We start from the raw sequence: 22,373 nt of genomic DNA, 5'->3' as shown, positions 1-22,373 counted from the left end.
CGGATGAAAGTGAGATCGCATCGCCGCTTCGCGCTCGCGGCCCTGGCGCTGGCTCTCGCCGGGCTCGCCGTTCCCGCCGCGTGGCTCAACTATAGGCGTTCGCTCGGCCCGCTCGACCTCAGCGCGCCGCGCCATGGGTCGGCGGTCGTCGTCGACCGCAACGGACGGCTGTTGCGCGCCTTCACCACGAACGAAGGCCGCTGGCGGCTTCCGGCGTTAAGAGCCGAGGTTGATCCGCGCTTCATCGCCATGCTGATCGCCTATGAAGACCAGCGGTTCACCGAGCATCACGGAGTCGATGTTCTCGCGCTCCACCGCGCGGCGGCGCAATGGATCGGGCATGGCCGCATCGTGTCGGGCGGCTCGACCCTGACGATGCAGGTCGCAAGACTCCTCGAGCCGCGCGAGGAGCGATCGCTCGGCGCCAAGCTCGGCCAGATTGTGCGCGCCGTCGAAATCGAACAGCGCGTCGGCAAGGCCGGGGTGATCGATCTCTATCTGTCCCTGGCGCCTTACGGCGGCAATCTCGAAGGGATCAGGGCCGCCAGCCTCGCCTATTTCGGCAAGGAGCCGAAACGTCTTTCGATTTCGGAGGCGGCGCTGCTCGTCGCGCTGCCCCAATCCCCCGAAACACGGCGTCCCGACCGTTTCCCCGGGGCGGCCCGAGCCGCCCGCAACCTCGTGCTGGATCGCGTCCGCGCGCACGGACTGATCAGCGCCGCCGAATGCGAGCTGGCCAAGCTCGACGCGGTTTCGACGCTGCGCAGGGCCTTTCCCACGCTGGCTCCTCATGCGAGCGAGGCCGCGATCCGGCGCGCGCCCGGCCAGCAGATCCACCGCCTGACGCTCGACGCGAGGCTGCAAGCCTCCTTCGAGACGCTGGCGAAAGAAAGCGCGCAGCGGGTCGGACCAAAGCTTTCGGCCGCGATCCTCGCAATCGACAACGCCAGCGGCGAGGTGCTCGCCCATGTCGGCTCGGCCGATTATTTTTCTCAGGAAGGCGCCGGGTCGATCGACATGACCGCGGCCATCCGCTCCCCCGGATCGACGCTTAAGCCCTTCATCTACGCGCTGGCGTTCGAAACGGGCGCCGCCCATCCCGAAACGCTGCTGGACGACCGGCCGACTCACTACGGCGCCTATGCGCCGCAAGACTTCGACCTTTCGTTTCAGGGCGCCGTGACCGCTCGAAAAGCCTTGCAGCTGTCGCTGAACCTGCCCGCCATCGAACTGCTCGCTGAGATCGGACCCGCGCGGCTGCTGGCGAGGCTGCGCAACGCAGGCGCCGCGATCGCCCTTTCCGATGAGGCGGCGCCTGGCCTTGCGGTCGGCCTCGGCGGGCTTGGGGTGAAACTCCGCGATCTGGCGGCGCTTTACGCCGGTCTCGCCCGCGGCGGGAGTGTGCCTGCGCTCATCGAACTGCAATCCGACGCCGCTCTTCCAAAACCCGAGCCCCGCCGGATTAGCGAGCCGGTGGCAAGCTGGTATGTCGCCGACATTCTCCGCGGCGCGGCGCCTCCGCTCAATGCGCCGGCCGGGCAGATCGCGTACAAGACCGGGACGTCCTACGGATACAGGGACGCGTTTGCGATCGGCTTCGACAAGGCGCACACGATCGCTGTGTGGATTGGCCGTCCGGACAACGGCGCGGTGCCGGGGCTTGTCGGGCGCCAGGTCGCCGCGCCGGTTTTGTTCGACGCGTTCGCGCGGCTTGGCGGCGGACATGACTTTCCGCCGCCGCCCGCCAATGTGCTGATCAGCCGGACCTCGGCCCTGCCGCCTCCGCTGCGGCGTTTCAGCGCGAATGCGGCGGGAAACGCGCGGGGATCGGTGGGGGCGCCCCTGAAAATCGTGTTTCCGCCCGACGGCGCCCGCGTCGATCTCGGCCTCAGCCGCCCGGCGTCCGGAGACGCGCGACTCGCCCTCAAGGCCGAGGGCGGGGTGCCCCCCCTGACCTGGATCGTCAATGGCGCGCCCCTTGGCCAACCGGACCCGCGCCGGCAGACGAGCTGGATCCCGGATGGAGCAGGCTTCGCCCGGGTGTCCATTATCGACGCCGCGGGCGCGACCGACAGCGTTCTGGTGCGTCTGGAATAAGCCGCTCAACCTTCAAGAAACGACGTTCCGTCCCTTTAGAGCATATTCCGATCGGAAAGCGCTCTACTGCGCCCGCCAGGCCGCGATGGCGTCATCGATCGCGCGCTGCCCGGTCTTGCCTTTTTCGAACGTCAGCTTGGCGATGAAGCCGTTGCCGAGCAGAATCGGGATATCGAGCCATTCGCGCGAACGCAGCAAATCAAGGTTCGCCGCCTCCGAGGCGCCGCCATTGAGGCCGACCAGAAACGAATTCTCAACGATCGGAACCGGAACTCCCTTCAGGGACTCGCCTGTCGAGGCGCCCTCGCGCCGCATTTGCGGCACCTTGATCTGCTGAACGCCTCGCCACTCGCTCCCGCGCGGCAACACGAACTGAAGCTTCATCGTGTGCGAGGCGGGCAAGGTGGCGTCATCGTTTTTCTGCAGCGTCATCACCGCCTCGACCTTTTGCTCGGGAATGTCGATCTCGGCGCGGACCGCGGTGGAAAGGGGCGCGCCGGGACCGCTGCTGACGTTGTCGACCTTCCAGACCACGGTGCCCTGATAGGTTTTGACCTCGGCGTTGTCCTGGGGAGCGCGCACAAGCAGGGCCGCCCGAGGCGCGACGAACGGAGGGACGGACGATTCAGCGCCGCCGGCGTCCGCATCGGAAGGCTCGGCCGGCGACTGGCCCTCGGGACTCGCGTCGCCAGCCCCGATGCGATCGGCTATCTTTCCGCTCGACCCCGATTCAATCGCGGGCGCCGGGGCGAGACTTCTGGCGATAAGATCCTCGCGGTGATCCTTGAGCTTGATGGCCGCGATCGCGACAAGAGCGACGACGACGGCGACGATCGCCGCGACAATCCAGCCGCGTTTCGGCGCGGGAGAATCCTGCGGGGGTTGCGGCGCGACGGGGCGCTGCGCTTCGGGACGGCTCCTCTCGGCGGCGTCGGCGGCTGATCCTTCGGGCGAAACCTCGGGAGGTTCGCGACCCGCTCCCTCCAAACCGGGCTCGATCGGTTCAGCCTCGTCCGCCCCGGACCGCAGCGGCGCCTCTCCTGGCGCGAAGGCTCCCGGTGCGGAGGGCGACTTTTCGCGCTCGGAAGCATCTGGCTCGGGGGGAATGTCGTTCGAAACCGGCTCGCGAGGGAAAATCCCGCCCGGTCCGGCTTCGCCTGGTGCGGCCGGTTTCGGCGCCAATGCGTCTCGTCCGCGAGGCCATCTCGGCTGTTTGGCGGACGTCGCCAAAAGCCCGGCCGCGCTCTCCGGCGTCTCAGGAGAGGGCCTCGGCGCATCCCGCCGGACCTTGAAGAGCAGCGAAGGACGCTCGCCTTGTTCCGTCGGCGTCGGCGTCGGCGTCATCGGGCCCGGAATGGTCCGGCCCTGCTCTTGCCTCTCCGGCTCGGGACCGCCCATTTGTCCCGGACGCTCCTCACCCGGTCCCGGCTCTGGCGCAATCGGTTGCGCGTCTTCAACGGCCGGATCGCTCGCGAACGGAGGCGCGAATTCGATCTCGAGGCGCGCGATCGCGTCCTGCAGGGCGCGGCTTTCCCGTTCGACGTCGGCTTCCGGCACGGGCGGATCGAGACTTCTGAGCTGACCCAGCAAGGCGTTCCGGGCGCGGGCATAGATGGCGGCGCGCGACTCCGGGGTGGAATCCGATAAAGCGGCTACAGCCCTGGCGAGCAGCGGGTAATAGTCAGCCATCGCGCGTCCAAATCATTGCCTGACCATCCGTCCGTCCGGCGCAATCAGTCCCGGAAAGGATTATGCACGAGAATCGTATCGGCCCGCTCCGGACTTGTCGAGAGAAGCGTCACCGGAGCTTCGATCAGCTCCTCGATGCGCCGCACGTATTTGATAGCCTGCGCCGGAAGGTCCGCCCAGGAACGGGCGCCTGCGGTGACGCCGTCCCAGCCGGCGATTGTTTCATACACCGGCTCAACCCTCGCCTGCGCGGCCTGGCTGGCCGGAAGCCTGTCGATGCGCTGGCCGTCGAGCTGGTAGCTGGTGCAGACCTTGACCTCCTCGAAACCGTCGAGAATATCGAGCTTGGTCAGCGCAATCCCGTCGATGCCGGAGGTTTTGACAGTCTGGCGCACCAGGACGGCGTCGAACCAGCCGCACCGGCGCCGCCGTCCCGTGTTCGTTCCGAACTCGCGCCCCCGGTCGCCGATCTTTTCGCCGATGGCGTCGAGTAATTCGGTGGGAAAGGGACCGCCGCCGACCCGCGTGGTATAGGCCTTGGCGATGCCGAGTACGTAACCGATCGCCTTGGGGCCAAGGCCCGACCCGGTCGCGGCGCTGGCCGCGACGGTGTTCGACGAGGTCACGAAGGGATAGGTGCCGTGGTCGACATCGAGAAGCGCGCCTTGCGCGCCCTCGAACAAGATGCGTTTTCCAGCGCGCCGGGCCTCCTCGAGCAATTCCCAGGTCGCCGCCATGTAAGGCAGCACCTTCGGTGCGATGCAATCAAGTTCGTCGCGTATGGCGCGGGCCGAAACGGGTTCAAGACCAAGGCCGCGCCGCAAGGGCTCATGATGGGCGAGAAGGCGGGCGATTTTCTGGTCGAGCAGCGCTGGTTCGGCAAGGTCCATGAGGCGGATCGCACGGCGGCCGACTTTATCTTCATAAGCTGGGCCGATGCCGCGTTTCGTCGTGCCGATCTTCAACGCGTCGGAGCTCGAGGACTCCCGATGAGCGTCAAGTTCGCGGTGCAGACCCAGGATGAGCGTGACGTTCTCGGCGATCTTCAGATTGGCCGGAGAAATCTGGACGCCCTGACCGCCGAGCTTGGCGATTTCCTCAACGAGGTGATACGGGTCGAGCACGACGCCGTTGCCGATGACCGAAAGCTTTCCTGGCCGCACGATCCCTGAGGGAAGCAAGGCGAGCTTGTAGACCTCATTGCCGATGACGAGCGTATGCCCGGCATTGTGTCCGCCCTGAAAGCGGACCACGACGTCGGCCTCGATCGAAAGCCAATCAACGATCTTGCCTTTTCCTTCGTCGCCCCATTGAGCGCCGATCACAACTACGTTCGCCATCGGCCCGTCGCTTGATTGCACGCCCCACCGCGCTATCCGCTTGGGGCAAAAATAATCCCGGCGCAAGCGCCGGGTGCCAAAACCGCACGGGTACACGTTCGCGCTCATGGAGTAAAGCTCCGCTGGAGTAAAGCTCCGCTGGAGCAAAGCGCCGCGCCTCTGCGGGCGCGGAGTTCCGCCCCGGTCTTGTGTCGCGTCCGGTCTTGTGTCTCATCATGGGCTGGGATATGAAGCGTTCAACTCCAGCTCTTTGACGATGTTCGAGCCTTGGCGCTGCCGGAGACGGCGGCGCGGCGCCGAAGCGTTCGCTAAAAGGATTTGACGATGAAGCCCGATATTCATCCGCAATACCATCTCATCAAGGTCGTTATGACGGATGGGACCGAGTTTCAGACCCGTTCGACCTACGGTTCGGAGGGGACGACCCTTAATCTCGACATCGATCCGAAAACCCATCCGGCCTGGACGGGCGGCTCTCAGCAATTGCTGGACCGGGGCGGACGCCTGTCGCGATTCAATTCGCGCTTCAGCGGACTTTCGTTCGGCAAGAAATAGGTTTTTCCGTTCGGCGTCGGTCGGAACGAGGGCGGTTGCATGGCGGCCCGGCTGCGGCGTCTCCGCAAGCCGCCGGCCGCACCGGTCATCAACGCCTGGGAAAAATAGCGCCGCCTTGGAAAGTTATCGCCGGCCTTGAAAGGCCGCGTCCTCAGCACTCCGTGAAAGAGGCAGGGACGAAGGTCGCCGGGAACCGAACCACACCGGGCGACGAACATATTACATGGCGGAGGAACGGACCTCCGCGAAGGCTTCGCGCAACAGAGCGATCTGGCCCTGAACCGGACTTGCCGCCAGAATCGCCGCGGCGCGGCTCTCGCGCGATTTGTAGAATAAACGGTCGAGATGGATAATGCGCGCCTGCACGCGCAGCGAAAGCTCGACAAGTTCGCTGAGCCGCTCCGGCAGATCCGCCGACGCCGCGCCCGCCACCGCGGCGTTCTGTCTCGTCAACCGCACGCGGCGCTTTTCGGCGAACGCCTCGGCCCGGCTCAATTCCCCTTCGTTGACCGCCCGTTGCAGCAGCAGCCAGGACGCGACCTGCATCAGCCGCGTGGTCAGGCGCATGCTTTCGACAGCGTAGGACAGCGCCGCCTCGCGCGGCAGCAGCTTGGCCTGTTCGCGGCCCTCTCCGTCAAGATAGGCCGCCGCCGCCGCGACGAGATCCATGCCTTCCCGGAACAGCGCCAGAAATTGCTCCGAGGCCGCGAGCCTTTCGCCGAAGGACACCATCTTGTCTTTACTGGAAACCGCCATTTGAACCATCGCGCGCCTTCGCCTTCAAAACGCCGCGCAGAGGAAGTTGCGAGCGGCACAAAGACATCATAGCCCCGATCCGGTCCGGGTGGTGATTCACCTTCCGTTAAGCTTAATATCCGGCCTTTTATCCGGCCTTGCGTTTGCCCTTGTCCGACGAAACGAGCATGCCTGGCGCAGGTTCAGAAGACTAAAGCTGATCCCGGACGGTCCGAACTTTCGGGTCGCAGGACGCCCAGATGGTCAACAAGGGACGGACATGACGCAAACCGGACGACGGCCGATGATTTTTATCGCAACGCCCTGCTTCGGCGGGCTCGTTTCCCAGCACTACATGCAATCGATCCTCGCACTTCTCCAATTTTCGGGCGGCGGCGGATTTGACGTCGCGCTCGCTTTGCTTGGCCACGATTCCCTCATCACCCGCAGCCGCAACACGCTCGTCACCCAGTTTCTGAACACGCCGGAGGCGACGCATCTTCTTTTCATCGACGCCGACATCGCCTTCGACGCCAGCCAGGTTCAGGACATGCTGAACTTCGACGAGGATTTCGTCGCCGGAATCTACCCCCTGAAGGTGATCGACTGGAGCAACGCCGCGATGCTGCGCGCGGCGAATTCCGCCGAGAGCTTCGCGAGCGCGCCGCTGCTTTATGTTGGAACCCTTTGCCCCGCTGATCAGCAGGAGCGCAGGGGACGCTTCGCCACCGCGATCTACTGCGGCGGCGGCTTCATGTTGATCAAGCGCCATGTGGTCGAACGGATGATCGCGGCCTATCCGGAAAGCCGCTACAAAGGCGCGCATGCCTATTCCAACGCAAAAGGCGAAGCGAACTACGCTCTCTTCGACTGTATGATCGACAAAGACACCAACACCTACGTCAGCGAGGATTTCGGATTCTGCCAGAAATGGCGGGACATCGGCGGCAAGATCTGGCTCGACACCGAAGGCAAACTCACGCATGTCGGGGCCTACAATTTCCAGGGCGCGCCTCACTCCCGATACGGCGCGGCCGTCACGAAGCCAACGACTCCGTTTCCGGCCAGCGCCGCCTGAAGGCCATCAGAGTGGCCGACGGTCGGAAAACCCTTGAGCGCGGCTCAACCTCAAGCTCAAGTTCGGTTGACTTGACGGATCGGCGCGACTACCTAATTTTTCCGTCCGCCGGGTTGAACCTCCAGGATTTGCGGATCGTCAGTTTTGCGGATCTCTTTATAAGAAAGCTCTTGGATGAAGAATGAGAGAGCTCTTGGATGAAGATTCTCGTCGCCGTGAAGCGTGTCGTCGATTACAACGTCAAGATCCGGGTCAAGCCCGACGGGTCCGGCGTTGACCTCGCCAACGTCAAAATGTCGATGAACCCCTTCGACGAAATCGCTGTCGAGGAGGCGTTGCGAATCAAGGAAGCGGGCAAGGCGGCCGAGGTCGTCGTGGTCTCGATCGGCCCCGCGGCGGCGGCCGATTCCATCCGAAGCGCGCTGGCGATGGGCGCGGATCGCGGCGTTCTCGTCAAGACCGACCAGGTCGTCGAGCCGCTCTCCGTCGCCAAGCTGTTGCGGGCCGTGGCGGACTCGGAGCAGCCCGGTCTGATCATTCTCGGCAAGCAGGCGATCGACGACGATTGCAACCAGACCGGCCAGATGCTGGCCGCGCTGCTCGGCTGGGGTCAGGGAACCTTCGCCTCCAAGGTCGAAGTCGGAGACGGCAAGGTCGATGTGACGCGCGAGGTCGACGGCGGGTCGCAAACCGTGACTCTCGGCCTGCCCGCCATCGTCACGACCGACCTCCGCCTCAATGAACCGCGTTATGCATCGCTTCCCAACATCATGAAAGCCAAGAAGAAGCCGATCGAGGAAAAAACGCCCGCTGATTTCGGCGTCGACATCGCGCCGCGCCTCACCATTTTGAAAACCGTCGAGCCGCCGGCCCGCGCGGCCGGCGTCAAGGTCGCTTCCGCGGCCGAACTTGTCGCCAAGCTCAAAGACGCCGGGGTCATCTGATGAGTGTGCTGCTCCTCGCCGAGACGCAAAACGGCGCCCTGAACGAGGCGACCGCGAAGGCGTTGACGGCGGCCGCCGCGCTTGGCGAACCCATCCATGTTCTCGTCGCGGGCGAGAATGTCGCCGCGGCGGCGGAAGCGGCGGCCAACCTTCAGGGCGTCGCGAAAGTTCTGGTCGCCGACGCCCCCCTTTACGCTCACGGGTTGGCCGAGCCGCTCGCCGCCCTCATCGTCGATCTGGCGCGTCATTATTCGGCGATCGTCGCGGCCTCGACGTCGACGGCGAAGAACGTGACGCCAAGGGTCGCCGCCTTGCTCGACGTGATGCAGATTTCAGACATCGTCAAGGTTGTCGGGCCCGACACGTTTGAACGGCCAATTTACGCGGGCAACGCCCTTCAAACCGTGCGGTCCAGCGACCCGATCAAGGTCATCACCGTGCGAACCGCTTCGTTTCCGGCTGCGGGCGCAGGCGGATCAGCCGCGATCGAGCAGATCGGCGCTGTTCCAGGTCCTGAGGTTTCGGCGTTCAAGGCGGAGGCGCTCGCGAAATCCGACCGGCCTGAACTCGGCGCCGCCAAAATCATCATTTCCGGCGGCCGGGGCATGCAGGGCGCGGAGAATTTTTCCTCGTTGATCGAGCCCGTGGCGGATCGCCTTGGCGCAGCAATGGGCGCGTCCCGGGCCGCCGTCGATGCGGGTTATGCGCCCAACGACTGGCAGGTGGGGCAGACCGGCAAAATTGTCGCGCCTGATCTTTACATCGCCGTGGGGATTTCCGGCGCGATCCAGCATCTCGCCGGCATGAAGGATTCGAAAGTCATCGTCGCCATCAACAAGGACGAAGACGCGCCGATCTTTCAGGTTGCCGATTTTGGCCTTGTCGGCGATCTGTTTTCAGTGCTGCCGGCGCTTGACCAGGAGTTGGAGAAGCTCGGGCGATAGGCCCGAACCGCCCCATTTGCCGTTCGTCTCCCATAGCGGGCGCGCCGGAGATGCGCTGAACCGGATCAGCCAGCGGGAAATGCTTCGGCCCGATTGGAATTATTCGAAGTCTGGTCTAGAACGAAGGGCGGATGCGTCGAATCCGCCGCGGTCCGGTCAGACAATCGGATGAAATCCCGCGTTTGCCTCGCCCTCAATCAACCGGGCAGGCTCATCGTTTCGGTTATGGACGCTTGAGATGGATATTAACAAAATCGGAGTGATCGGCGCCGGGCAAATGGGCTCCGGGATCGCCCAGGTCTGCGCTATGGCCGGGATCGAAGTCGCGCTGAACGACATCTCGGAGGAGCGGATCAAGGCCGGCGTCGCCGCCATCAACGCGAACCTTGCGCGGCTCGTCGAAAAAAAGCAGATCGAACCCGCCGCGCGCGAGGCGGCTTTAGCGCTGATCAAGCCGGCGCAAGATTACGCCGCGTTCGGCGACAGCGACCTCGTCATCGAAAGCGCCTCCGAAAACGAGGACATCAAGCGCAAGATTTTCGCCGGCGTGTGCGCGTCGCTGAAGCCCGACGCCATGCTCGCTTCCAACACGTCCTCGATTTCGATCACCCGGCTCGGCTCGGTGACGGACCGTCCGGAGCGCTTCATCGGCATCCATTTCATGAATCCCGTGCCGCGAATGCAGCTTGTTGAGGTCATTCGAGGCATCGTGACTGAAAATACGACCTTCGAAGCCGCGAAGGCGCTCGTCGCCCGGCTCGGGAAGACAGTCACAGTCTCGGAGGACTTTCCCGCCTTCATCGTCAATCGCATTCTGCTGCCGATGATTAACGAAGCGATCTACACCTTGTACGAGGGTGTCGGCTCGGTCGAGGCGATCGACACCGCCATGAAGCTTGGCGCGAATCATCCGATGGGTCCGTTGCAACTCGCCGATTTCATCGGTCTCGACACTGTGCTGTCGGTCATGCAGGTGCTGCACGAAGGGCTCGCGGACTCGAAATACCGCCCCTGCCCGCTGCTCGTGAAATATGTCGAAGCGGGTTGGCTTGGCCGGAAAACCCAGCGCGGTTTCTACGATTATCGGAGCGGAACGCCGATTCCGACGCGATGAATGCGCGCCCGTCCCATGGGCCCGCCTCACTTTTGCGCCCCTCACTTGTGCGCCTCGCCGGTGAAAAAGCGCGAATCGGTTTGCGCCTCGGAAGACCGGACCGCGACTTCACATCTTTGTCATCGAGATGAGGAAATGTGCCTCTGTCAGGCTGATTCGCCGCTTAATCGAAACAATTTGACGGATTAGGGCGGAGTCTTTAATCCGGAACCGCTGAAGCGAGGTGCCCGATTTGACGGTTCACTTCCACCCCACGGTTCCGCCGGAGGCCTGTCCGGCACTCGTCCTCAACGCCGACTTCCGGCCCTTGAGCTATTATCCTTTGTCCTTGTGGTCGTGGCAGGACGCGATCAAGGCGGTGTTTCTCGACCGCGTGAACATCGTCTCCAATTACGATAAAACGGTTCGAAGTCCGAGTTTCGAGATGCGGCTTCCCTCTGTGGTGTCGCTCAAGAATTACGTAAAACCGTCCCGCCATCCCGCCTTCACCCGATTCAACGTTTTCCTCCGAGACCGCTTCAGCTGCCAATATTGCGGCTCCCGCCACGACTTGACCTTCGATCACGTCATCCCCCGCTCCAAGGGCGGGACGACCACCTGGGAAAATGTGGTCGCCGCCTGCTCCACCTGTAATCTGCGAAAGAGCGACCGGCTTCCGAGCGAAGCGCGGATGTGGCCTGCGACAACGCCCTATCAGCCGACCGTCAGCGACCTGCATCAGAACGGACGGCAATTTCCGCCTAATTACCTGCACGACAGCTGGATGGATTACCTTTATTGGGATTCCGTGCTGGAACCCTGAATTCCGCCGTTGGGCTCAAGACTTGGTCCGAAGCTGCTTCTGTCCGCGGCGCGCAGAACGCCGCCGTCACAGGGGAGGCGCTCGAAATTTTACGATTCGCGCTTATGTCTGATCTGTCGCCATTAGCCGGCGGCCGTGCAAGGATAGACGCGTAACAAGATTTCAAGCGCCGCGGCGCGTGTAGAACTGGAAAAACCGATGGCCCTTCATTTTCCCAACGCTAGCCGAACCTATGACGCCTCACGCCATTGCGTTTGCTTCTGGGGTCACGACGCGTCCACCGAAGTGTCCTTCCACCTCGAGGAGGAGGCTCTTCACCGAATCAGCCGTTTCGCGGATCGTGACGAGGCGTCGATGCTGCGCGTGTTTGACGTCAACCGTAATCGAATCGAAGCCGCGGCCAGCGCCGCTTACTCAAAAAAGCGGAAAAGCCATTACCGGCTTTCAGCCTCCGACGTCTAGAGCGCTTTCCGATCGCATGAAGTCATGCGATCGATCAGAAATCGCTCCAGAGTCAAAAGCTTGAGCATAGTCTTGTCGATTGGATTGATTCAATACGATCGGAATATGCTCCAGGCCCGCAACCAGATCGCAGACGCGCCTAGGAGCGAACCGCGAATACACCCTCTCCGTCTGTGGCGTGAGATGAAGTCCTCGAGGAAGGCTTTCGTGTTGACGGTTTGAGACCAGGAGAGATTGGCGCTGCTCCCCTGACCGCCTCGATCGGCGCCGCGCCCTCGAGCTGGTGCTCGACCGCGACGCGTTCGTAGCTCTCTTTTTCGCTTTTGATACGATATTGAAATTCGAGACCCGTCGCCCCGCCGCCGAGCGGCGGAAGCAGCGCCTTAATGACAAAAACCTCAACGGGCCTCGTGGCGAAGCCTCCGATCCGTCTGAGGTTCACGCATTGTCCAATCGCGAAAATGTGGCTTGTCATTATGGTTCCGGTAGGAGAAAAGGCGTCCAAATGACGAAATGCGCCAGTGTGAGGTTTGTCCAACGCTTGGCGGCGATACGTACGCGTAACGGGGAAACTGACGAAGGTGAAACCGACGAAGGGGGCAAATCGCCGTCTGGCGTCGCAACTGCCCAAATTTAGGATTGTTTCATATCCATAGCCCGCTAGTGCGCGGGTGTAAATGGGATGGACTCCCCCCCTCCCCCCGCAGCGGCCGGCGGCGAGGGTTCGAAAGACTCGATTTCAGTCTCATCGGGCGGATCATAGGAAATCAGCCCATGGATCAGTTCGTCATCTGAATCATGTCCCGGACTTTCGGGTAAATTTCGCTGTTCCAGCGGCGTCCGCTGAAGACGCCGTAATGGCCGACGCCAGTTTGCACGTGGTGGGATTTCATGAATTGCTTCAGCCCGGAGCAAAGATCCTGGGCCGCAAGGGTTTGGCCGAGACCGCAAATGTCGTCCCGCTCGCCCTCCACGGTGAGCAAGGCGGTCCGCTTGATCGCCGCGGGGTTCACTTTCCGTCCGTCCACCTCGAGCTTGCCGAGGGGAAGAAAATGGTCCTGGAAGACCGTTTTCACGCATTCCAGATAGAACTCCGCCGGCAGATCCATGACCGCGAGATATTCTTCATAAAAGGAATGCATGGTCTTGAGCTTGTCCATGTCGCCGTCGGCGCGGGCGGCGGCCATATCCTTGAACGCGCGTACATGGCGCTCCAGATTCATGCTCATAAAAGCGGCGAGTTGCACAAAGCCAGGATAGACGTAGCGGCCCTTGCCGGCATAGCCGAAGGGGACTTTGGCTGTCAGCTTTTGTTCGAACCAGGAGATCGGCTTGCTGGTGGCCAGTTCATTGACCTTGGTCGGATTGGCGCGGGTATCGATGGGCCCGGCCATCAACGTCATGCTGCGCGGCTGCGCTTCGTCCTGATCCTCCGCCATCAGGGCGGCGGCGGCGAGCACGGGCACGCAGGGCTGACATACGGCGACAAGGTGGGTCTGAGGCCCCATGACCCGCACGAACTTGATGATGTGATTGACAAAAGCGCTGAGGTCGAACCGGCCTTCCGAACCCGGGATATCGCGAACATTCCGCCAATCGGTGACGTAAACGTCATGATCCGCCAGAATCGTGGTCACTGTGGCGCGCAGGAGCGTCGCGAAATGCCCCGACATCGGGGCCACAACCAGAACCTTCGGCTGCGGCGCATCGACCTCCTTTTTGAAATGCAGAAGGTTCGCGAAGGGCGTCGACGTGACGATTTCCTCCGTCACCGGCGCGAGCCTGTTCCCGACGTTGACCGATTTGATCCCGAATTCGGGGCGCACATGCGTCACGGCCAGAGTGGCGAAGGTTTCGAGAGAGGCCGCCAGCTTTCGCACGGATTCGTCAGGCTGCAGCAAAGGCCAAGGCAGCCGCATGGTCGTCCCCGCCGCAGCGGCAAGCGGCCGGACGATGTCAAGGATGTTCGCCTGAGTTCCATATGCTGCATACATCATAAATGCCAAACCTCGAGGGAAGAAATTTTTCCGGCCGCCGCTGGCGAGAGCCGCGAACGGCACGCAAAATGCTCGTATTAGCCCGTTAGCTGCGCGATCATTGTTCGTTTCGCATGCGGGACCCGGATTGTTGGAGGAGTTTCATTGGACGACGCCACGCTCACGATCAGCAGCAAGAACTATTCCTCATGGTCGCTTCGCGGCTGGCTGATGACGAAATTCTCGGGTTTGCCGTTTTCGGAAAAGGTCATACCTCCGGACGATCCAGCGATGCGGGCCGAACTCCTTCTGCTGTCTTCGTCTTTTCTGGTGCCTTGCCTCAATCATAATGGCGTCAGCGTGTGGGACACGCTGGCGATCGGCGAATATCTGAATGAAATCAGACCCGAAGCCGCTTTGCTGCCGAAGGATCTCAAAAAACGCACCCGCTGCCGCTCGATCTGCGGGGAAATGCATTCAGGCTTCGGACCGATGCGCTCCGCGCTGCCCATGAACCTCAAGGGCGATTTTCCCAAATTCAAGGTGTGGGCGCGGGCGCAAGCCGATATCGATCACATCACTTCGATCTGGCGAAGCTGCCTTGACGATTACGGCGGCCCGTTTCTCCTGGGCGAGCGCTCGATGGCCGATGCGATGTATGCGCCGGTCGTCACCCGTTTCCGCACCTACCATGTCGAACTGGACAGGGTCTGCTCGGCCTATTGCGACAGGATCATGGGTATGCCCGAAATGATCGAATGGATCGGCGCGGCGCGGCTCGAACCCGAGGACATGGAGGAGCTTGAGGTTGAATTTTGAGCAGCCTGACGTCTGATTCGACTTGGGCCGTTCCTGGCTCAATCGATCCCCGGGGCGCGGCCCCAATAACTCCTGATCAGCCCCTGAGATCGGCCGCCAGTCTGACCGACAGGGCCGCTCTCCGGCGCCCGCGCCACCAGTATTAACCGACCTGATTGTTAAGGATGAAGACGATGGAAGCAGCAGATCTGGAAAAAACCACCGCCACGGATTTCTCGCATGTCAAAGAGGGCGACACGTCGTTCGTCAATGAGGGCCTGCGCGATTTTTTCGCCTATCGCGATCTTGGGATCGCGAAAGCCACGGGCGGCAAGGTGATCGCGCAGGTGGTGCGAGCGTCCCGGCCTCCGGAAACCGGCACCGGCTGGCATAGGCATATCGCCGACTTCCATATCGTCATCATGCTCAAGGGCTGGGCGAAATTCATGTACGAGGACAAGCTGACCCTCGTCGAGGCGGGCGACTGCGTCCATCAGCGGCCCGGCATCACCCATTATCTGTTCGATTATTCGAAGGACATGGAATATCTGGAAATCGCCGGTCCCGCCGACTTCGGGACGGTCGAGGTCGAAGGCCCGTGCGCCGTCCCGCCGGTGACCCCCTGGAGCTGAGGCGAGGCTCTTCATCTTTGTCGTCCCGGAACGCGGGTCCTGTCATTCAGGGCCCGCTTCTTTTTTGGCAGCATGAGAAAATGGCCTGTCCCGGACGCCGGGCGAAAAAGTCCGTTTCCTTAACGATGCTTAACCAGCCGTTAACCATACGCTGCGTAAATGGGCGAACCAGAATCTTGAGGCGCCCTCGTGACAGTCGAAGCCCGCCCCCGCCCGTCCATCCGGTTTCACAGCCGCTCCTATCATGCGATGACCCTCGCCCCCGAAACGCCAGTCGCGGATTGGCTGACGGACCTCGACGCATGGCTCGAACGTTCGCCGGGATTTTTCGCCGGCCGTCCCATCGTGCTGGACCTCACCGCGCGATCGCTCGACCGGGCCGAAGTCGCCGAATTGACGAAAGATCTTCTCGCCCGCAACATTCAGGTCCTCGGCCTCGAAGGCGCCGATCCTGAATGGAGCGAGCCCGGCATGCCGCCGCTCCTCTCGAGCGGAGGCCGGCAGGCGAGCGTAATTGCGAACGCGCTCGCCGACGTCATCGAGGGTTCGGACGATTCCCGCGATAAAGACGCAGCTCCGCCCGCCCCCCGCGAGCGCCTCAATTCGCTCCTGATCGACAGCCCGGTCCGCTCCGGCCAATATATCGAGCATCTTGACGGCGACGTGATCATCATCGGCTCGGTCGCCTCGGGCGCGGAAGTCGTCGCCGGCGGCTCCATTCACATCTACGGTACGCTCCGCGGCCGCGCCATCGCCGGCGCCAGCGATCCGAGCGCCAGGATCTTCTGCCGCAAGCTCGAAGCCGAACTGCTCGCCATCAACGGCCTCTACATGACCGCCGACGACATGGAGCCGCACCTGCGCGGCAAGGGCGTTCAGGTCTGGCTGGATAGCGATTCACTGCTGATGACTGCTCAGGATTAACGGGAGATAGGAACATGGCCAAAGTTTTGGTCGTCACGTCCGGCAAGGGCGGCGTCGGCAAGACAACGTCCACCGCAGCCCTCGGCGCCGCACTGGCGCAGAACGGGAAGAAGGTCGTCCTGATCGATTTCGACGTCGGGCTGCGCAATCTCGACCTCGTCATGGGCGCCGAGCGCCGTGTCGTCTACGATCTGATCAATGTCGTTCAGGGCGACGCCAAGCTGGCGCAGGCTCTCATCCGCGACAAGCGCGTCCCGACCCTTTCGCTCCTCCCCGCCTCGCAGACCCGCGACAAGGACGCCTTGACCGACGAAGGCGTCGCGAGCGTCATCGCCGACCTGAGAGACAAGTTCGACTGGATCATCTGCGACAGCCCGGCCGGCATCGAACGGGGAGCGACGCTCGCGATGCGCCACGCCGACGTCGCCATCGTGGTCACCAATCCTGAGGTCTCCTCCGTCCGCGATTCGGACCGCATCATCGGTCTGCTCGATTCGAAGACCGAACTCGCCGAACGCGGCGAGCAGCTCGAAAAGCACCTGCTGCTGACGCGCTACGACGCAGGGCGGGCCGAACGGGGCGAAATGCTGAAGGTCGACGACGTTCTGGAGATTCTCTCGATTCCCCTGCTCGGCATCATCCCCGAGAGCGACGAGGTGCTCCGCGCCTCGAACGTCGGCTCCCCGGTCACGCTGAACAACGCCCTCAGCGCGCCGGCACGAGCCTATTTCGACGCCGCACGGCGCCTGAACGGCGAAGCCCTGGAGATGATCATTCCGAACGACAGAAAAAGCCTGTTTGGCAAGATCTTCGGCAGGAGGGCCGCATGAACCTGATCAGTTTCTTCAGAAGAACCGGGTCCGCGCCCGTCGCCAGGGAGCGCCTGCAGATTCTGCTCCAGCATGAGCGGGCCGTCACCGGAAAATCTGATCTCATCGCCATTCTTCAAGAAGAAATCATGGCCGTCATCGCCAAGCATTTCCCTGTGGAATCCGATAGCATCAAGATCAAGATGGAACGCGGCAACGCCGTTTCGACGCTCGAAGTCGAGGTCGAAATCCCGACGCCGATGTGCGTCAACATTTCCGTCAACGCGCCAAAGGCCAGACCGACTTTAAAGGCGGTCGAAAAGACGGCGGAGACTGCTGGCGAGAAGCGCAAAGAGAGGCCGACGGAAGCGCTCGCCGCCAAACCTGTCGCGGAGCCTGTCCCGGAGCCCATCGTGGAGCCCGTCGAGATCGCGGCGGAAGCCGAAGGCTGACCCGCGCTACACATCGCCTCTACAATCTGTAGGTCGCCCGAGAGCGCCGTGAAGCCAGCGGCCGCTCGGAGGCATTCAAAATGGAATGAACAGAGCCGCCACCTCTGTTCCAGCGGGCCTGCGCCAAGATGCGCTGTCCGAGCGCTCCATTCGGCGCATGCCGGCAAAAAACGCGGCGAAACGTTCCGGCGCCATGGTGGTCTTGTCCATTGCGCAGACTCCCGCATCGCGCTTCCCGGCGCGAGCGGTTTCGCACTTGGAACAGGCGCTGTTTGTCGCGAACCAAGCCGGCTTTCGCCATCGCCTCCGCAGCCCCTTGACCCAAAGTGTTGGAACCCTCGCCGAATTCGCCGGTTGTGTGCGCACCACGCAGCGAACGTGACCCGGAAAGGAGTTCACCATGGGACTTGGACGAGGAGCTTTGCTCTGGCTGATCGGGGTGCCTTTGCCCATCATCCTTCTACTGCTGCTCTTCTGGCGCCACTGAAACAAGGCCGGAGCGAATGTTTCGCTCCGGCCAAATACCCGGCCCTGAGGTTCAAACCCAGTCGCCTACATGGCGCGTACGGGACTCTTGCGCGCCTACAGCAGTCAGGTCTTCGCGCGAGTCACGGTCGAAGCGATCAACTCTTCGAATTCCAGTTCCGCGCGTAAACTGTCTACATCGCGGAAGATCGTCGCCACCGCAAGTTTTCGCCCCTCCAGCCGATAGACGATCTCGCAATCGCGCGCTTCGACCGCGCCCTTGATCTCGATTTCGTCCCAGCGCTCGGCATGTCCCACATACGCGATGGCGAGGTCGTATTGCTCGGTCCAGAAGAAGGGGACGGCGTCAAATTTTTCATGAAGCCCGAGAATATTCCGGGCGGCCGTCTGGCCCTGCCGTTCCGCAACGACCCAATGTTCGACGCGGATGGATGAACCGCTGAGACGATCCGGCCAACGCGCAATGTCCCCGGCGGCGAACACGCCGGGCGCGCTAGTTTCAAGATACTCGTCCACCACAATTCCACGGTCGATGGTGAGGCCGGCTTTCTTGGCCAAAGCGACGCAGGGTCGGACCCCTATTCCCGCAAGGACGAAATCGGCGCCGATGCGTTCGCCGCTTTGCAGCAGCACCCCTTGCTGATCGATCGAGGCAGGCGAGTCGCCGAGATGAAATTTCACCCCGTGCTCTTCGTGGAGTTTGCGGATGAATGCGCCCGCCTCGGCGCCCAGAATACGCTCCATCGGAACGGCCTCGCGCCCGACCACATGAACCTCCACATTGCGGGCCCGGAGCGCCGCCGCCGCCTCAAGGCCGATAAAGCTCGCGCCGATCACGACAGCCCGCTTCGGCGCCGGCGTTCCGGAGCCAAGCGTTTGGGCGACAAGGGCGTCCGCTACAAGGGCTTGACTGTCGGCGAACGTGCGAAGAGTGCGCACATGAGGGAGATCGGCGCCTGGAATATCGAGCCGGACCGGTTCGGCTCCGGTGGCGAGGAGGAGCGCGTCATACGGATGCCGGCCGCCGTCGGCGAGCGACACCAGACGCGCTGCGGCGTCAAGGGCGACGACGCGCGCATCAAGCTTGATGTCGATCCCCTGAGCTTCGTAAAATTCTCGCGAGCGGAGCGGGATCCACTCCTGCGGCGCGGCGCCTGACAAGAAACCCTTGGAAAGATTTGGCCGATCGTAGGGAAGCGAATCGTCTGCGCTGAACATCGTGATGGCGCCGGAAAAACCTTCCTTGCGCAGCGTTTCGGCGGCGCTGTTTCCAGCCGCTCCGCCTCCAATGATCACAACCCTTTCCGGCCCCCCGGGCGCAAGCCGGGCGGGCGGGCGCGTCGGCCTTTCGAGCTTCTCGCCAACGAACAGTTTCCCGTCGCGCCTCTCGACGCGCCAGCACGAAACCGGACTGAGCGCCGGCGCGCGGAGCGCCTCGCCGGTGCGCAGGCTGAAGCAGGCGTGATGCCACGGGCAACGAACAGTCTCCCCGACCAGCAGACCTTCGGCCAGCGGCCCGCTGTAATGCGAGCAGACGGCCCCGATCGCGAACACTTCGTCGCCGCGCCGCGCAAGCAGCACGGGATCATCGCCAACGCGGCCGAGAATCATGCCGCCGTCGGCGACGGCATTGGCCTCAATCCCGAGGCTGAAGTCGGGACCGCTCGGAGAATCTGCGCTCATGGAAGGCTCTTTTCTGGCATGCGCCGTTGCGCGCCTGCAAGGGAACTCCCGACGACAGACGCTGCAAATAGACGCGCGCAACCAGCCGAAGGTTCCGACCGATCTCCTCCAGCGCCGGAAGAGGGATCATTTCGCAGGCGCGGCGGCCAGAGTGTCGGTGCGAAATCTCGAAGCCCGCAAAGGCGCCGCCTGAAGCGCGCGACAGGCGATACGGTCGACACAGGCTCCGTCTCAGACCTCGATGATGATCCGGTGAACGCGGCCGACCACTTTCGGCGGGCCGACCGGAAAAATCGGCAAGTGTGTATCGTTGGTCGAATAAGGCTCAAGTCTGGGCGGCTTCGTGGCGTAGCGCTTGAAAGTCGCGCCATATTCTTCATCCCGGAAGACATAGAAGGCGCGGTCGACAAGGACCCGGTCGGTTCGATTGAACACGATCAGGGAGCCTGGTGGAGCGATGCGGTCCATACTGTCGCCGCGGACCCGCAGCCCGACGTAAACGCCGGGCTTCAGCCCCGACAGCGCGATGAACTCCTCGGCGTCCTGCGCCTCGAACCCGGCTTCCGAATCGAAACTCGACGCGGCGACCCAGGACAAGACCGGCACCGAAATGGCGTCGACCGCCTCGCCGGCGAAATCAACGTCCTTCTGGAACCATTCGTCCGGCACCGCATAGCCGGTGACGCGCGAAATCGCGGCAAGCTCCACGCCCGACACCTTGCGGGCGCCGGTCGTCATCTTGTTGACCGCGGCGCGGTCGATCGACTGACCGACCTCGGCCGTGAGCCTGCGGGCCAGTTCCGCTTGCGTCATGCCAGCGTAAGCCAGCGCTTGCGCCACCCAATCTGGAGTCATGCGATTTCAATTAACCTATTCGTAACCCATCCGCAAAAATCGTAGCTAAAATCGCTACAGCCGGATTGTCAATTGTAGCGATATTCGCTACTATCAAATTAAGGCCGGAGCGGCAACAGACTTTTCGCGGAGGGAATTGATCGTGACGTGCCGGATGCAGGCCAGTTCGTCGAGCAAGTCGGAGCGGTTGTCGAGATCGGCGGCGGCGACGCTGCCTTGCAAAATCGCCGCGATGTCCTCGCTCACAACGCCCTTGACCGCCAGCGCCTCTATCAAGTCGCCAACCAAGTTCAACACGATCTCCCACTCCGCCATTGGTCTTCTCCTGTTTGGAATAGTGACATGGTTCAATTTCTGATCGCGATTTCCGGCGAGTTGTTCGCCTTTTCTCTCGCGGCTGTCATCGCGTTCGGCCCTCGTCCGAAACCGGTTTGCGGACCGGTGAGGTTCATGGGCGGCCATTACCGGCAGGGAAGCGCCGCACCCTGGTCCCGCTCTCATGCATCCTCCTCCGTCAATTGAGATGAGCGAAATCTCATTCGCCCCGCTGCTGATCGCGTCAAGGCGAGATCACCACGAAGGCCGTCGTAAATGAACGATAACCCGTCGTCCGAAGTCAGAAAGTTGAATGCAATCGAAGAAGCCTCCGCGCTCGTGCGCGCCGTCGCGGAGCCCTGCCCTCCCGGCGATTCGGTGAAGGCGGCGATCGTGCGGGCGCGCCGCCGGCTTGGCTGGTCCTACAGCCGCACCCGCGCCGTATGGTACGCCGATTTACGCATCAGGCTGGCGGCGTATGAACTCGATGACCTCAGGGCCAAAGCGCTTGCGCCGCGTGTGGAAAAGGAACGCGACCGCTATGAATCGCTCATTGACCGGATTGGGGGAACGGGGGGGTCCGGTAGCGACAACATCTAGTATGTGTGACATTTCGCACATCTGTTGCGTCTTTACCACACACCACCCCTAGTGCCAAGCCTCGCCCTCGCGCGCGAGGACGGCCGCGCCGAGGTCTGGCCGTCGCCCTCGTTCTTGGCGTTGGTCTTTGTCTGTGTTGGGCCGTGTGTTCGGCAACTTTACCTAATTGCCGGAGAAAAACCGCTGGGCGATGTTCTCGTCCAGCGGCAGGAACGCCCTAAGCGTCCGTCAGGGAAGAAGCCTTAGCCGCAGCAGCGCGAATGCGCGCAGACATGCTCAAGGCGCCCGAACCGAGTCCGCACATAAGCGCGGACCCGGTGACATGCGCGATTAGCCATGATTCACCGACCTCCAGAAAGGAGTTGCGGGTGGACGGGGAACGTGGGATTCTAGCGGTGTGTTTGCGTTTCGAATCTGTCGGTTCACCCGTCCGGTTGCGTTGCCACCACGAAGGCCGGCTCTGCGCTAACAGGGTCGGCCTTCTTCGTTAGTATCCCCCGAGGCGCCGGTGGCTTGACGAGGGCGCTTCTCATCTGTCGTCATCTTCATCCTCATGCTGCGTTACGGTATTCTGCATTTTCCCGGGCATAACCGGGTAGCAGAAGTCAATGACCGCCTCGAACGTATGCAAAAACCTTTCGCGCTCGTTTTGGCCCCAGGCTTCGCCGGCCGGCGGTAAACTTGAAAGAAGTCCTGCAATTGCCGGATGCAACCCGGTTACGCGGTGGTCATGCCGAGGTGGTGGTGGATTCGGCGACGATACGGGCTGCGGCGGCGGCGCTGGCAGCGCCGAACGCGGTTGTCTTGCGGCGCGGGGAATACCTCCATTTACGGCTTTTGGCGAAGCCCTCCTCTTTCGTTCGGGCGCTATACCCGCCGCCTCAAAGAGGCCAAGGAATAGCGTGACCATGCGATCCCGCATCCCAGGTGGCTTGTAACTGTCCGGCGTCAGCGCCCATGAGACAAATCGGGGTATTTTCTGAAGGGAGATTTCTGGTTCATCTTAGCCCATTCAGGAGCGCAGATGAGACAGAAATCCGTGCCGGCGAAAGCCCCGGCAGAACAGCTTGTGAAAGATATTCG

The 22,373-nt window shown here is 62.5% G+C and carries 22 protein-coding genes and 1 pseudogene; 14 read left to right on the top strand and 9 right to left on the bottom strand.

Features of this window, described 5'->3' with window-relative positions:
- The first annotated feature begins 3 nt into the window (after positions 1 to 3).
- Positions 4 to 2,097, top strand: coding sequence for a penicillin-binding protein 1C (pbpC, locus tag BM177_RS04805; protein WP_175492499.1), 2,094 nt, complete (start codon positions 4 to 6; stop codon positions 2,095 to 2,097).
- A 63-nt stretch (positions 2,098 to 2,160) separates the two neighbouring features.
- Here pbpC and BM177_RS04800 read toward each other — a convergent pair whose 3' ends face one another.
- Positions 2,161 to 3,786, bottom strand: coding sequence for a hypothetical protein (locus tag BM177_RS04800; RefSeq protein ID WP_091678979.1), 1,626 nt, complete (start codon positions 3,784 to 3,786; stop codon positions 2,161 to 2,163).
- A gap of 44 nt (positions 3,787 to 3,830) precedes the next feature.
- Complete coding sequence (locus BM177_RS04795; RefSeq protein ID WP_091679557.1) at positions 3,831 to 5,126, bottom strand: adenylosuccinate synthase; 1,296 nt, start codon at positions 5,124 to 5,126, stop codon at positions 3,831 to 3,833.
- A 324-nt stretch (positions 5,127 to 5,450) separates the two neighbouring features.
- Here BM177_RS04795 and rpmE point away from each other — a divergent pair, with 324 nt between their 5' ends.
- On the top strand, positions 5,451 to 5,681 hold the full coding sequence (rpmE, locus tag BM177_RS04790) for a 50S ribosomal protein L31 (RefSeq protein ID WP_091678974.1): 231 nt from the start codon (positions 5,451 to 5,453) through the stop codon (positions 5,679 to 5,681).
- Positions 5,682 to 5,900: 219 nt separating this feature from the next.
- Here rpmE and rcdA read toward each other — a convergent pair whose 3' ends face one another.
- The gene (gene rcdA / locus BM177_RS04785; RefSeq protein ID WP_342028890.1) at positions 5,901 to 6,437 is read right to left on the bottom strand and encodes a protease adaptor protein RcdA; all 537 of its coding nucleotides are present in this window, start codon (positions 6,435 to 6,437) and stop codon (positions 5,901 to 5,903) included.
- 283 nt (positions 6,438 to 6,720) lie between these two features.
- Between rcdA and BM177_RS04780 the strand changes: the two genes are divergently transcribed.
- The 6 genes from BM177_RS04780 to BM177_RS04755 all read left to right on the top strand — a co-directional run bounded on the left by BM177_RS04780 (position 6,721) and on the right by BM177_RS04755 (position 11,760).
- Positions 6,721 to 7,494 carry a hypothetical protein gene (locus BM177_RS04780; protein ID WP_091678968.1) on the top strand — a complete coding sequence of 258 codons (774 nt, stop codon included), beginning with the start codon at positions 6,721 to 6,723 and terminating at the stop codon, positions 7,492 to 7,494.
- A gap of 197 nt (positions 7,495 to 7,691) precedes the next feature.
- Positions 7,692 to 8,438, top strand: coding sequence for an electron transfer flavoprotein subunit beta/FixA family protein (locus tag BM177_RS04775; protein WP_091678963.1), 747 nt, complete (start codon positions 7,692 to 7,694; stop codon positions 8,436 to 8,438).
- Positions 8,438 to 9,382 carry an electron transfer flavoprotein subunit alpha/FixB family protein gene (locus tag BM177_RS04770; RefSeq protein WP_091678958.1) on the top strand — a complete coding sequence of 315 codons (945 nt, stop codon included), beginning with the start codon at positions 8,438 to 8,440 and terminating at the stop codon, positions 9,380 to 9,382. Before BM177_RS04775 ends, BM177_RS04770 begins: the two co-directional genes overlap by 1 nt.
- 238 nt (positions 9,383 to 9,620) lie before the next feature.
- The gene (locus BM177_RS04765) at positions 9,621 to 10,496 is read left to right on the top strand and encodes a 3-hydroxybutyryl-CoA dehydrogenase (protein ID WP_091678955.1); all 876 of its coding nucleotides are present in this window, start codon (positions 9,621 to 9,623) and stop codon (positions 10,494 to 10,496) included.
- Between the two features lie 232 nt (positions 10,497 to 10,728).
- The gene (locus tag BM177_RS04760; protein ID WP_091679552.1) at positions 10,729 to 11,298 is read left to right on the top strand and encodes an HNH endonuclease; all 570 of its coding nucleotides are present in this window, start codon (positions 10,729 to 10,731) and stop codon (positions 11,296 to 11,298) included.
- Between the two features lie 198 nt (positions 11,299 to 11,496).
- Positions 11,497 to 11,760 (top strand): DUF1488 family protein, encoded by a 264-nt coding sequence (locus BM177_RS04755; protein ID WP_091678952.1) that lies wholly within the window; start codon positions 11,497 to 11,499, stop codon positions 11,758 to 11,760.
- A gap of 139 nt (positions 11,761 to 11,899) precedes the next feature.
- On the opposite strand, the gene BM177_RS04750 is transcribed toward BM177_RS04755, so the two are convergent.
- Together BM177_RS04750 and BM177_RS04745 are read right to left on the bottom strand one after the other, a co-directional pair.
- Positions 11,900 to 12,235 carry a hypothetical protein gene (locus tag BM177_RS04750; protein ID WP_091678947.1) on the bottom strand — a complete coding sequence of 112 codons (336 nt, stop codon included), beginning with the start codon at positions 12,233 to 12,235 and terminating at the stop codon, positions 11,900 to 11,902.
- Between the two features lie 304 nt (positions 12,236 to 12,539).
- On the bottom strand, positions 12,540 to 13,757 hold the full coding sequence (locus tag BM177_RS04745; protein WP_091679547.1) for a polyhydroxyalkanoate depolymerase: 1,218 nt from the start codon (positions 13,755 to 13,757) through the stop codon (positions 12,540 to 12,542).
- 144 nt (positions 13,758 to 13,901) lie between these two features.
- Here BM177_RS04745 and BM177_RS04740 point away from each other — a divergent pair, with 144 nt between their 5' ends.
- The 5 genes and pseudogenes from BM177_RS04740 to minE all read left to right on the top strand — a co-directional run.
- Complete coding sequence (locus BM177_RS04740; protein WP_091678942.1) at positions 13,902 to 14,555, top strand: glutathione S-transferase family protein; 654 nt, start codon at positions 13,902 to 13,904, stop codon at positions 14,553 to 14,555.
- 173 nt (positions 14,556 to 14,728) lie between these two features.
- A complete protein-coding gene (locus BM177_RS04735; protein WP_210185884.1) occupies positions 14,729 to 15,166 on the top strand; it encodes a cupin domain-containing protein in 438 nt (145 codons plus the stop codon).
- A 249-nt stretch (positions 15,167 to 15,415) separates the two neighbouring features.
- Complete coding sequence (gene minC / locus BM177_RS04730; protein WP_244532139.1) at positions 15,416 to 16,090, top strand: septum site-determining protein MinC; 675 nt, start codon at positions 15,416 to 15,418, stop codon at positions 16,088 to 16,090.
- A gap of 14 nt (positions 16,091 to 16,104) precedes the next feature.
- Positions 16,105 to 16,920, top strand: coding sequence for a septum site-determining protein MinD (minD, locus tag BM177_RS04725; RefSeq protein WP_091678935.1), 816 nt, complete (start codon positions 16,105 to 16,107; stop codon positions 16,918 to 16,920).
- Positions 16,917 to 17,153: pseudogene (gene minE, locus BM177_RS20480) on the top strand (cell division topological specificity factor MinE); the annotation flags it as partial. The gene minD and the pseudogene minE, both read left to right, overlap by 4 nt.
- A gap of 273 nt (positions 17,154 to 17,426) precedes the next feature.
- Here the strand turns inward: minE and BM177_RS20900 are convergent.
- The 4 genes from BM177_RS20900 to BM177_RS04695 all read right to left on the bottom strand — a co-directional run bounded on the left by BM177_RS20900 (position 17,427) and on the right by BM177_RS04695 (position 20,690).
- A complete protein-coding gene (locus tag BM177_RS20900; protein WP_280140526.1) occupies positions 17,427 to 17,561 on the bottom strand; it encodes a hypothetical protein in 135 nt (44 codons plus the stop codon).
- Between the two features lie 381 nt (positions 17,562 to 17,942).
- On the bottom strand, positions 17,943 to 19,520 hold the full coding sequence (locus BM177_RS04710) for an FAD-dependent oxidoreductase (protein ID WP_091678924.1): 1,578 nt from the start codon (positions 19,518 to 19,520) through the stop codon (positions 17,943 to 17,945).
- A gap of 231 nt (positions 19,521 to 19,751) precedes the next feature.
- The gene (locus BM177_RS04700; protein ID WP_139223512.1) at positions 19,752 to 20,375 is read right to left on the bottom strand and encodes a LexA family transcriptional regulator; all 624 of its coding nucleotides are present in this window, start codon (positions 20,373 to 20,375) and stop codon (positions 19,752 to 19,754) included.
- Positions 20,376 to 20,468: 93 nt separating this feature from the next.
- Positions 20,469 to 20,690 (bottom strand): hypothetical protein, encoded by a 222-nt coding sequence (locus BM177_RS04695; RefSeq protein ID WP_091678912.1) that lies wholly within the window; start codon positions 20,688 to 20,690, stop codon positions 20,469 to 20,471.
- A gap of 276 nt (positions 20,691 to 20,966) precedes the next feature.
- On the opposite strand from BM177_RS04695, the gene BM177_RS04685 reads away from it, so the two are divergent.
- Positions 20,967 to 21,290 (top strand): hypothetical protein, encoded by a 324-nt coding sequence (locus BM177_RS04685; protein ID WP_091678906.1) that lies wholly within the window; start codon positions 20,967 to 20,969, stop codon positions 21,288 to 21,290.
- Positions 21,291 to 22,373 lie beyond the last annotated feature (1,083 nt).

It is taken from the genome of Methylocapsa palsarum (assembly GCF_900114285.1).
Taxonomy (GTDB): Bacteria; Pseudomonadota; Alphaproteobacteria; order Rhizobiales; family Beijerinckiaceae; genus Methylocapsa; species Methylocapsa palsarum.
The sequence above is the reverse complement of the archived record's forward strand: the minus strand, read 5'-3'. Positions and strand labels throughout refer to the sequence as shown.